Source organism: Leptospira chreensis (assembly GCF_016919165.1).
Taxonomy (GTDB): domain Bacteria; phylum Spirochaetota; class Leptospiria; order Leptospirales; family Leptospiraceae; genus Leptospira_A; species Leptospira_A chreensis.
Genome location: NZ_JAFFPS010000031.1, coordinates 1 through 12274 on the forward strand (window position 1 = coordinate 1; position 12274 = coordinate 12274).

Genomic DNA, 12274 nt, shown 5'->3' on the forward strand with positions numbered 1-12274 from the left:
TCAGTCAAACAGGCGTTACAGAAGCAGATATCGAAACTTATTTTGTTCATATTCCTGATTTACAAGCCGGCCTTGCTGATTTGTTAAACGTATAGTTTCTAATGATTCATTTCAAAATTAACCCTTAGTTTATGAACATTATCTTTATTGGAGCAAGAGGGGCTGGAAAATCCAAGGTCTCTCGCTCTCTATCCAAACAAACCGAGTTCCCCGTCGTTTCTACCGATTCTGTTGTCGTTTACGAAGCGGGCGGGGTTCCCATTCCTAAATTTGTAGAAAAATCGGGCTGGAAGGCCTTTCGCGAATTAGAATATTCAATTTTACAAAAATTACAAGGGGCCGATGGGATCATTCTGGATTGTGGGGGCGGAATTCTATTTGATTTGGACGAAGCCGGAAACGAAATTCCAAGCCAAAGAAAATTAAACCTTCTCCGAAGTTTCGGAAGGATTGTGTATTTGGAACGGGGAATCGAAGAACTCATAGAAAAGGTAAAGGGGGATTCCACAAGGCCCGACCTTTCCAAAGAAACATCTTACCGTTCTATTTTAGAAAAACGACTTCCTATCTACCAAGAAGCCGCTCATTTTAAATTGAACCTTTCCAAACTTTCCAAAGAAGAAGCCGCCGAACGGATCTTAGATTGGCTAGGACTTAAATCTAAATAAAGGAGTCATTTGAAGGTTTATCAAGCCTTACTTTCTTGTATCAAAGTAAGCATTGGCTTATTCTTACTTAACGCTTCAAGAATTTTATTTATTTCTAAATTTTCGTCAGACAATCCGATTAGTTCTATTAAATCGTCAACACTGATACATAGCGATTCCAATATCTCATTAATAATCGGATAATTTGCTTCGTTTATAAGTTTATTTATGGATTCCTTGAGGAGACTTGGACTCTCGGTTTTAATTAAATCATCAATGGGATCACGACGATTTAACCCCAAATAATTAAGCTTCTTAAACAAATATGTTTTCTTATTATCGTTAAATATCCCCAACTTATTAGCGCGCATTATTATTGCCTGCACAGAAGCGCCCCAAACTTTCTTTAATTTCATTAATTCATCGATACCAAAACTTGGCTTTACTTTAGAAAAGATGTTCTCTTTAGGCATTAGAAAGGCACTAGCGAACCCGTCGGCTTGCTCTTCGATACGTTTAAATGCAAAACTGTCATTTATAAGATTAAGTGATAGGTTTTTGTGAAGAACTAAGTGACCCAATTCATGTGAACAGTTAAATCTAGTTCTCGTTGGCGAATCTTTAATTTGATCAATCAAAATGAATGGTACGTTACTATTTCTAAAATTCATCCAGAGTGAAAATGCATCTAAGGAATTAGCAATTGAAAATTTCCCAAATATAATACCTTTATATTCTAAAATATTTATCAAATTCCCAATAGGATTTAGTCCTAATCCAAAATAAGCTCTAGTTTCCTCAGCAAGACTCTCAATTTCAGAATCGCTATATTCAATTAAAAAAGGACTCTTATTAAAATCCGGTAAATTAACAGTTGGGAAACTGATATAATTTGAAAGTATCGAATAAATTTTTGCCAACCATTCTGTTCTACCTTCCGCCATTAACCTATGAGTTAAATTTGACGAAGCAAATTTTCTGAAAAATATTGGGGAGGAAATCGCAAAATCATCTTCATCTTCTTTAAAGAAGAAAGTTGCAGGAACATTCAATGCATTCGCCAATTTGTGAATCGTTTCCGATTCAGGAAAGGTATTACCTTTCTCGTACAATGAAATAGAGTTTCTAGATAAACCTATTTCTGTGGCCAATGCTGATTGATTGTATCCGCGAATTCTTCTAATTTCTGCTAACTTTCTATAGTTAAACTTAAGCTTCCTCATTATTACTTCGAATTTTTAAATTACGGAATTCCAGTTTTTCTATTGCAGGTGGAAGATTTTCGTGAACAAGTGATTCTTCATCAATATTTGTTCTAGATAAATTTTCTAGAACATTAATGCAAAGGCCTTCATCCCAAACATTTTCAACTTTTGCAATTATTTTTAAAACTGAAAAATCTAACCCATCCTTCGTTTTTTCACTAACGATAAATAAAGGAATTCGAGTATCCTTACCCTCTTTTTTTTCCATGTTAGGAAATAGATAGCTAGATTCATCCCTTATTGTATATTTTTCTAGTATTGGTTTATCTTTTATTCCGAAAATCTCGCTACTTGAAGTAGTAAATAATCGAAAATTATCTGTAACAATCTCTACGTATTTATATCCTCTGAACGATTTCCTTAATGTTGTGAAACCGAGTTCCTCCATTTTGCTTTCCAATTCGTCAAAAAAGAAATTTCCAGCGTAATGTGGAATCCAGTTCGCTATCTTTCCCTTCCTTTCATTTTGCAGTTCTTTAATTTTGCGCAATTTGAAGTTGTGCAATTCGAATATGGCTCTAATAAAAGTTGAATCAAATTCTCGTTCCATCAAAGACTTTAATTTATATATCTCTAAGCTTTCCAACGTCACTTCCTCCGACTTTCGGCATATGACAAATATTACCATTTATTTCCATATTTGTCAAGCAGCTTATGTCACTTTTTGTTAAAACTGGCGATTCACCAACTCCCACTAGAACCTCCACCTCCAAAACTTCCGCCTCCTCCACTAAACCCGCCGCTGCTACCACTGCTGGAAGATCCGCCTCCGGAACTCCATCCCCCACCAGAAGAACTCCCCGAAGAATAAACCACTGAATTGGAAATTTTATCTGATATGGCTTTCACCCAAGAAATTCTATTTCTTGTTAAGCGCACAAAAGGAAATCCAATGATATAAATGGAATTACAAAAAACCCAACCATAAAATCCGTAAAAAATAGAAGGAACCCACTGGAAAAAAACGAGTAAAAAGAAAAATACCCAAAAACTATTATCTTCTTTGTGAAAGGCTAAGATGGTTGCGAAAAGAAAAATGATCCCGACAAAGATTAGTCCAATCAAATACAAATGCCAACCCTCTTTGGCTCCGATGCCCCGAAAGGATTGGAATTCTTCCCAGAGTGTAGGTTCTTCCGGGGTCACTCCCGTATCCAAAGTGGTAAGGATTTCCTTGAGACCAGCAGTGATTCCTTCTTCGTAATTGCCGGATTCAAAATGGGGAATCATTGTATTTTGGATCACACGATTGCAATAGGCATCGGTGAGAATTCCTTCCAATCCATACCCCACTTCGATTCTTACCTTTCTATCTTCAATGGAAAGTAAAATGAGGACTCCATTGTCCTGATTTTTTTGTCCAAGTTTCCATTCTTCTGCGACTTTTAAACTGTACTCTTCTAAAATCTCACCTTCTAACGAACGTACGACGAGGACGGCAATTTGATCAGTGGTTTTTTCTTCGTGTTCTTTTAAGGACAAATCCCAAATTTCAGCATCCGCATTGGTAATCGTTCCTGTCTCCCAAGTGACTCTTCTTTCTAAAGTGGGAATTTCTTTGGCAAAGATTTCTAAAGAAACCATTCCCATAAGAAAAAAAACAAAGAAACTGACGCGAAGGCTAGAAAATATAAAATGCATCGCATTAGGGTAGTTGACAAATGAAAAAAATCAAAGAGATTTTTCGGGCGTGGAAACAAGTTTTTTATCTGATTCTGTATTAGTAAAAGCAGGGACTTTCAGTGATTATCTGATCCTCTTTGGGATTGTTTTTTGGGCCATACTGGCACTTTCCGGAATTTGGATGGGGAAAGGAAATCCTATCGGAAGAATAGGACTCTTATTCACCTTACTGATGTTTCTTCCTTTTAGTTTTATGTGTTATCAATCGTATGAAGATAAAGAAATATTTTCATACGAGCTAGTGATTGATAAAAATAAAGAAGAGATTCGGTTTGGAGATTCCGCACTCGAACCGGATATCCTTTTTCCTTTTGCCGAATTTCTCTCTTACCAAATCAAATCAGAATCAGAATCGAAAAAAGATGGGAGGTTGTATACCGATACAATCTATTTAAACCATAAATCTGGATTGTTACTTCCTGTAGCCATTGTCTCCGTTAGAAAATATAAAGATAGTCAGGAAAGTTTTAGTCGTTATACAAAACTCTCCAGAGAATTTAGAAAACTCTTTCGAATTTTTCCCCTGCCTGTGGAAACAATAACGGGGAAACCATTCCAGGAACTTCTAGTCAAACCAAAGTTACCGCATGAAAAATTAGAATCCAATGTTGATTTACAGAAAAAAACGAATCCCTCTATTGATTTTCAAAAAGAAAAATCAAAAACAGATACTACCTCCCCGAAGGATTCACTTCCATTGGGAATCATTCCGCCTCCCCAGTTTCCGATCGGATGGGTCCACCACATTACAAACGCTAATTGGTATTTTTCGCTAAGTCTTCTAGCGATTGGGAACTTGGGTTTATTTCTTTTTGTGATCACGATTCGCGCAAAAGATAATCCCAACTGGGTTTGGGGAGTCCTTTTGTTTCTTTTGGGATACTTATCCTTTGGAGCTCAATATTATTTTTGGATTCATGAGAAACAAGGAACCCAATATAGAATCGAATCCTCTAAAGACCGTTATTTGTTCTCTTCTCTGAAGGATGGGAAACTCACCGAAGAAAAAGTATGGATCCAAAACTCTGATAAAATGGGCCATTTGGAGTTGCCGGGAAAAATCCTACACATCCAAACCAAACTTGCTTACGAAAAAGCGAAAGCCCTTGCCGATTCCCTCGATGATCCATCACAGGATTTGGGAGATGCCTTAAAACTAACTAAAGAGGTCTATGAAGCCTCGGATTGGGAGCGTTGGGATTTAAGCGATCTTCCTATGGAAGTTGCAGTTCGCTTGTTTCTTGTACTCTAGGATTTTTTAGACAGAATTCAATCTAGATTTTCAAATAGGCAAAATGATCCATAAACAAGCAGAATGTACCGAGTGCGAGCATTTGAGACTGTTTCGCTCTGCCTAAAAATAAATCATTTTGCTGAAAACAAAATAATTGGACAGTACACCCAAATGTAAAAACAAGGTACAGTAATTGCTTTAGTGTAGGGTACGTATGTCAAAATCTAACCAACCACCCATCCTTCCGCCACTCGGCCCACAGGCCCAAGGTATGTATGATCCTGCCATGGACAAAGATTCCTGTGGTGTTGGTTTTATCGCAAATTATAAAGGCAAACGCTCCCGCGACATCGTAGACAAAGGGATCCGCCTGATGTGTAACCTCGAACACCGAGGGGCCGAAGGGGCTGATCCAAAAACCGGTGACGGTGCAGGGATCATGATCAATATCCCAGATGCATTTTTTAGAAAGAATCTCCCCTTCACTCTCCCGAAAGAAGGTGATTATGCTGTAGGATTTCTTTTCCTTCCGCAGAATACAGAAGTAAGAACCGCCGTAGAAAACGTGATTGAAAAAATCATCGTAGACGAAGGAGAAGAGTTCCTTGGATTTCGTGATGTTCCCATTAACAAAGAATATGCGGGCGTTGTTGCTTCTAAAACCATTCCGGTATTCAAACAAGTATTCATTGGTAAAAAATCCAAAAAAAACAAAACCTCTGACGACTTCGAAAGAAAACTATTCCTTATCCGTCGCCTAATCGACAGACGAATCCGTGCAGAAATGAAACTAGATCGTTCTCAGTACTACGTTCCTAGTTTTTCTTCACGTACCATCGTATACAAAGGGATGTTACTTGGTGACCAAGTTAAAAAATTCTATGAAGATTTGAAATCTCCCGATTTAACTTCTGCCTTTTGTTTGACTCATACAAGGTTTTCGACGAACACCTTCCCTACTTGGGATTTAGCTCACCCTTACCGTCAAATTGCTCACAACGGAGAGATCAATACACTTCGTGGGAACATGAACTGGATGGCCGCTCGTCAGATGGTGATGCAGTCTCCCATTTACGGGGATGAACTTCGCCGAATGCTTCCGATCGTAATGGAAGGCCAATCAGATACAGCAACTTTTGATACAGTGCTTGAACTACTTGTCATGGGAGGAAGGTCTTTACCTCACTCCGTTATGATGATGATTCCAGAAGCTTGGTCTAAAAACAAAGCAATGGATGCCGACAGACGCGCGTTCTACGAATACCATGCAACCTTTATGGAACCTTGGGATGGACCTGCAGCCATTGCCTTTACTGATGGTCGTATCATTGGAGCCACTCTCGATAGAAATGGCCTTCGTCCTGCACGTTTTATCGTCACAAAAGATGATGAAGTCATCATGTCTTCGGAAGCGGGAGTACTCAACCTTCCACCAGAAGAAATTTTAATCCAAGATCGTCTTCGTCCAGGCCGTATGCTTCTCATCGATATGGAAAAAGGCCAGATCCTTGATGACGAAGAGATCAAAAAACAAATCGCAACTCAGAAACCATACCGCAAATGGGTAGAAGACAATATGATTCGCCTCGGATCTCTACCAGATCCTGAGAACGTAAAACAACCGCAACACGAAACCATTTTGGAACGCCAAAGGGCTTTTGGTTATACTCACGAAGATGTATTCACCATCATCAAACCGATGGGAGTTTCTGGAGAAGAACCGATCGGCTCTATGGGTGTGGATTCCTCTCTTGCTGTCCTCAGTGAAAAACCACAGCCCCTATTCCGTTACTTCAAACAAAACTTTGCACAAGTCACAAACCCTCCGATCGATCCGATCCGAGAGGAACTCGTGATGGAGCTTACAACATACATTGGCCCAGAAGGAAACCTTCTTTCTGAAGAACCAGAACATGCTCACCGTTTGGAATTGGAACATCCTATCCTCACAAACGAAGACTTTGAAAAAATCAAACAAATCAGTGAAGGCCATTTCAAAGCCAAAACTTTTGAAATCCTTTTTGATCCATCCAAAAAACATGATATGAGAAACTCACTCGATCGTGTTTGTGCGGATGCGGCCAAAGCGGTTCGGGAACAAGGGGTGAACCTCATCATCCTCACTGACCATGGTGTGGGTGAGAAAAAAGCAGCCATTCCATCACTACTCGCCGTCGCAGGACTCCACCACTATTTGATCCGCGAAGGACTTCGTACTCGAGCAGGAATTGTTCTTGAATCTGGGGAACCAAGAGAAGTGGCCCACTTCGCATTGTTATGTGGTTATGGTGCCAACGCCATCAACCCATACCTTGCTTTTGAAACCATTTCTGATCTTTCCCAACAAGGCCTACTTCCAGAGGTCTCCGATTACAAAGAAGCCAAAAAGAAATATATCAAATCCATTGGGAAAGGACTCTTCAAAGTGTTTTCAAAAATGGGTATCTCCACATTACAATCGTATTGTGGTGCGCAAATCTTTGAAGCAGTGGGACTTGATTCCGAGTTAGTTAATACTTACTTTGCAGGAACTCAATCCAGAATCGAAGGATTGTCGCTTGAGATGTTAGAAGAAGAAACGGTTCGTCGCCACAAAGCGGCATATGATCCGACTTTTTTCCCTAACAACTTGGAACCAGGCGGAGTACATTACTATCGTAAAAATGGAGATAGCCATCTCTATACACCGATCACTGTACATAAATTGCAAAAAGCAACACAAGACAACGATTACAAAATTTTCAAAGAGTTTTCTAGCCTGATCGATAACCAAAACGAAAAAGCCATCACTCTTAGAAGTTTATTCCATCTCGACTTCGAAGGATCCAAAGAGATCCCAATCGAAGAAGTGGAATCTGTAAAATCCATTCTGAAACGTTTCCAAACGGGAGCGATGAGTCATGGATCCATTTCTTGGGAAGCGCATACAACACTTGCAATTGCCATGAACCGAATTGGTGCGAAATCCAATACAGGGGAAGGTGGTGAAGATCCAGTGAGGTTCAAAACCCTTCCGAATGGAGATAGCATGCGTTCGGCGATCAAACAGGTTGCCTCAGCTCGTTTTGGTGTGACTATGGAATACCTCACCAATGCTGATGACATCCAAATCAAAATGGCACAGGGCGCAAAACCAGGAGAAGGTGGACAGCTTCCAGGACACAAAGTAGACAAATACATTGGATGGTTGCGTTACTCCACTCCTGGTGTGACACTGATCTCCCCTCCTCCTCACCATGATATTTATTCGATTGAAGATTTAAAACAGCTCATCTTCGATTTAAAAAACTCAAACCCAAGAGCAAGGGTATCGGTAAAACTAGTTTCTGAATCCGGTGTGGGAACTGTGGCTGCTGGGGTTGCAAAAGCCCACGCAGATCATATCCTCATCGCAGGACATGAAGGGGGAACCGGTGCAAGCCCTATCTCTTCGATCCACCATGCAGGAACACCTTGGGAACTTGGACTTTCTGAAACCCACCAAACTCTTGTTGCGAACGGACTTCGTGACCGCGTCTATCTTGCAGTGGATGGAAAACTCCTTACGGGAAAAGATGTGGTTGTGGGAGCACTCCTCGGTGCTGAAGAATTTGGATTCTCTACTTCCGCACTCGTCTCTGTGGGTTGTATCATGATGCGTAAATGCCACTTGAATACATGCCCAGTAGGTGTTGCGACACAAGATGAATTCTTAAGAAGCAAATTTACCGGCAAACCAGAGTATGTTGTGAACTTTATGACCTTCGTCGCAGAAGAAGTGCGAGAGATCATGGCGAAATTGGGATTTAGAACTTTTGAAGAAATGATTGGCCAAGTGGAAAAAATCAAATTCAAAAGACCTCACCACCACTGGAAGGCACGTGGACTTGATTTTACAAAAGTTCTCCATAGACCAACTCCTGTATTTCCAACAGGTTTATTCCGCGCGAAAGAACAGAACCACCATTTGGATGAACAAATTGACAACGAACTGATTCGTAAATCACTCCCTGCCATTGACCACAAACAACCGGTCAAAATCCAAACTACTATCGTGAACTTAAATCGTTCGGTAGGAACCATGCTCAGTCACGAAGTGACTAAAAAATATGGAGTGGATGGTCTTTCCGAAGACACCATCGATATCGAATTCACTGGAACCGCAGGACAGTCATTTGGTGCCTTTGTTACCAAAGGAATGACACTTCGTCTGATTGGAGAAGGAAACGACTATGTAGGGAAAGGACTTTGTGGTGGAAAACTCATCTTCCAAACTCCAAAAACAGCTCCTTACAAAGCAGAAGAAAATATCGTTATCGGTAACACATGTTTTATTGGAGCGACCAGCGGAAATGCTTATGTGAATGGTATTGCCGGCGAACGTTTTTGTGTTCGTAACTCAGGCGCTCATGTCATCGTCGAAGGAACAGGTGACCACGGTTGTGAATATATGACAGGTGGTCGGGTCATCATCCTTGGAGACATTGGACGAAACTTTGCTGCGGGTATGTCTGGTGGGATTGCTTACCTTTGGGATCCAAAGAAAAACAAAGAAGCACTCATCAACAAAGAAATGGTCGACTTAGATCCGTTAACTGATGCATCAGAAATTGCAGAAGTGAAAAAAATGGTAGAAGATCATAAAACTTACACTGGTTCCAAACGAGCGGAAGAAGTTCTTAACAATTGGGAAACAGTCGTCAAAGAAATGATCAAAGTGATTCCGAGAGATTATAAAAAAGCTTTAGAAAAAATGTCTGAAGAAACTACATCGGGAAAACCAAACAAAGAGGGGGTAACAGCTCGTGGGTAAACCAACAGGATTTTTAGAATTTAAAAAAGAATACCTTCAAAAGATTGAACCGAAGGAACGAGTTAAGAACTATAAAGAGTTCGAAAAACCATTTCCTGAGGCTGTTGCCAAAGACCAAGGCGCTCGTTGTATGGACTGCGGAATTCCTTTCTGCCATGGTGATACAGGTTGTCCTGTGGATAACCTCATCCCTGAATTCAATGACTTTGTATTCCGAGGTCGTTGGAAAGAAGCTTGGGAAAACCTTTCTAAAACTAATAACTTTCCTGAATTTACAGGAAGGTTATGCCCTGCTCCCTGTGAGTCGGCTTGTACTTTAGGAATCATTGAACCTCCAGTTTCTATCAAATCCATTGAAAGAACCATCATTGACCGTGCTTGGGAAGAAGGATGGGTCATCCCACAACCTCCCACTTCCAAATCAGGAAAAAAAGTAGCCGTTGTAGGATCGGGACCAGCAGGTCTTGCCGCAGGACAACAGTTAGCTCGTGCGGGACATACAGTTACTATTTTTGAAAAAAATGATCGTATTGGTGGCCTACTCCGTTACGGAATTCCAGACTTCAAAATGGAAAAAAGACATATCGACCGACGTATGAAACAAATGGAAGCGGAAGGTGTAACTTTCAAAACCAATGTGAACGTGGGTGTGGATATCACCGCAAAGCAATTATTAGCTGATTTTGATTCTGTAGTCCTTGCTTGCGGATCCGAAGTTCCAAGAGATCTTCCTGTGGAAGGTAGAAAGAACAAAGGGGTTCACTTCGCTATGGACTTTTTGTCCAAAAACAACAAACATGTGGCAGGGGACGATATCGAAATCATAAATGCGAAAGACAAACATGTGATCGTCATTGGTGGTGGGGATACAGGTTCCGATTGTGTAGGAACTTCCAACCGCCAAGGTGCTAAGTCTGTCACTCAAATTGAACTTTTTCCAGAGCCGCCAAAAGAAAGAGACTCCTCTACTCCTTGGCCCCTCTATCCTAAAATGCTCCGCACATCCACCTCACACGAGGAAGGTGTGAGCCGTAAATGGGCCGTTTCCACTATGGGTTTCAAATCCAACGAAAAAGGGGAAGTCACAGCCATTTACGGATCGGAAGTGAAAGAGGAAAACGGAAAATTCAATCCAGTTCCAGGAACCGAATTTGAATGGCCTGCCGATTTGGTTTTCCTTGCCATGGGATTTGTAAACCCCATCAAAGAAGGACTCATCGCTGACTTACAAAAAGAAGGGATGGAACTTGATGGTCGCGGGAATGTGAAGGCTGATTTTGGAACAAAATCAGGATCTTTTGCAACTTCTGTACCGAAAGTGTACGCTTGCGGGGACGTAAGACGAGGGCAATCCCTCATTGTTTGGGCCATTTCTGAAGGAAGGAAGTGTGCTGACCAAGTCCACCACTTCCTTATGCAAGACGTAGAGGCTTAAAAACCCACCTTTCCTACGAACCACATTTGGAACATACCTTGTCGTAACAGGGATAATTTGTTTCCAAATGTGGATTTACTTTCGAACCCTCTTTGGCAAAAAAATTCTTGCCTAACTTCCAAATTGCAAAAATCATTGGAGAGATCAATTGAAACGTAGCTAGTAACACTATAGAGATTGTTATATAATATTCCAACACTTGAGATACCCTTGAAACTGACTATTACACAATATATTAAAATCGCAACACTTTTGGTAGTGATCGCAACTAACCTATCTGCAGAGAACATCCTTCTCAAAAAAGGGGGAACTCTCCAAGGTAAGGTGGTGGAACAAGACCAATACAAGCTAAAAATTCGGAAAGAAGACGGAACTACAGTTGTTCTCAACAAAACCGATATTCTCAAAGTGGTTTATAAAGACCACCTAACTGCTGCAGAAGAAGAGAAACTCAGAAAAGCAGAAGAGGATAAAGAAAGAGCCAAAAAAGATAAAGAAGAAGCTGCAAGGCTCAAAAAAGAACAAGAAGATGCAGCAAAGTTAGAAAAAGAATTGGCTGCCAAAAATGCAACGGCTGATGCCGAAGCGAAACGTAAAAAAGAAGAAGAAGCAAAACTTGCTGAGGCAGATCGCAAAAACCTTACCAGAGGTGGTGCTACTTGGAGATCGGCTGTTCTTCCTGGTTGGGGCCAATGGAAACAAGGCCGCAAGGTGCAAGCAATTGTATATCCATCCATCGTTGCTCTTGGGCTCTTTTTTACATACGACAAACACCGTATGTATTTAAATGCCAAACGTGATTATAACAATTTAGAAAACCCTTATACAACGAATGGTTATATAAGAGCGGCTTTCTCTCCTCAAAGTGCTGCCACTGTATCACCAGCAGAAGCTGTGGTTGCAAGCCAACTTGGGCCTTTCAAGGGTCAAAGAGAGTCTGTAGAAAAACATTACCAAGATATGCAATACATTGGAGTTGCAACTCTGCTCGTATATTTTTGGAATATTTTTGATGCTTACTACTTCCACCCTACAGGTACGGGACTCAGTATGGAAGACACACGCAAAGAAAAATTCTTTATGCATTCTTCAGTGGATCGCGTGGGATACCACCCAACAGCGATTGCTGGAGATCGTGGTATCGAACACAGAACACAATTAGGATATGAACTCACCTTCTAACAACCGCTAGGAGGTCTTACCCTCCATTCCAATTTT

Annotated in this window: 8 protein-coding genes; 5 read left to right on the forward strand and 3 right to left on the reverse strand. The window is 40.7% G+C overall.

The annotated features are described in order from the left end of the window. Nucleotides 1-131: 131 nt before the first annotated feature. Nucleotides 132-668 carry a shikimate kinase gene (locus JWG41_RS09410; RefSeq protein ID WP_205269675.1) on the forward strand — a complete coding sequence of 179 codons (537 nt, stop codon included), beginning with the start codon at nucleotides 132-134 and terminating at the stop codon, nucleotides 666-668. Between the two features lie 20 nt (nucleotides 669-688). Here the strand turns inward: JWG41_RS09410 and JWG41_RS09415 are convergent, their stop codons facing one another. The 3 genes from JWG41_RS09415 to JWG41_RS09425 form a co-directional block, all read right to left on the reverse strand. Beyond that, complete coding sequence (locus tag JWG41_RS09415; protein WP_205269676.1) at nucleotides 689-1870, reverse strand: helix-turn-helix domain-containing protein; 1182 nt, start codon at nucleotides 1868-1870, stop codon at nucleotides 689-691. Beyond that, nucleotides 1857-2498, reverse strand: a complete 642-nt coding sequence (locus JWG41_RS09420) for a hypothetical protein (protein ID WP_205269677.1) — start codon at nucleotides 2496-2498, stop codon at nucleotides 1857-1859. The genes JWG41_RS09415 and JWG41_RS09420 overlap by 14 nt, the downstream gene beginning before the upstream one ends. A gap of 95 nt (nucleotides 2499-2593) precedes the next feature. Further along, nucleotides 2594-3496 carry a TPM domain-containing protein gene (locus JWG41_RS09425; protein WP_232373900.1) on the reverse strand — a complete coding sequence of 301 codons (903 nt, stop codon included), beginning with the start codon at nucleotides 3494-3496 and terminating at the stop codon, nucleotides 2594-2596. A gap of 70 nt (nucleotides 3497-3566) precedes the next feature. Between JWG41_RS09425 and JWG41_RS09430 the strand changes: the two genes are divergently transcribed. The 4 genes from JWG41_RS09430 to JWG41_RS09445 all read left to right on the forward strand — a co-directional run bounded on the left by JWG41_RS09430 (nucleotide 3567) and on the right by JWG41_RS09445 (nucleotide 12238). After that, entirely contained in the window at nucleotides 3567-4847 is a 1281-nt protein-coding gene (locus tag JWG41_RS09430; RefSeq protein ID WP_232373901.1) for a hypothetical protein, read from the forward strand. Between the two features lie 196 nt (nucleotides 4848-5043). Then, nucleotides 5044-9621: a glutamate synthase large subunit gene (gene gltB / locus JWG41_RS09435; RefSeq protein ID WP_205269679.1), complete on the forward strand. Its 4578-nt coding sequence runs from the start codon at nucleotides 5044-5046 to the stop codon at nucleotides 9619-9621. Next, nucleotides 9614-11056, forward strand: coding sequence for a glutamate synthase subunit beta (locus JWG41_RS09440; RefSeq protein ID WP_205269680.1), 1443 nt, complete (start codon nucleotides 9614-9616; stop codon nucleotides 11054-11056). The genes gltB and JWG41_RS09440 overlap by 8 nt, the downstream gene beginning before the upstream one ends. Nucleotides 11057-11266: 210 nt before the next feature. Then, nucleotides 11267-12238 carry an LA_0442/LA_0875 N-terminal domain-containing protein gene (locus JWG41_RS09445; protein ID WP_205269681.1) on the forward strand — a complete coding sequence of 324 codons (972 nt, stop codon included), beginning with the start codon at nucleotides 11267-11269 and terminating at the stop codon, nucleotides 12236-12238. Nucleotides 12239-12274 lie beyond the last annotated feature (36 nt).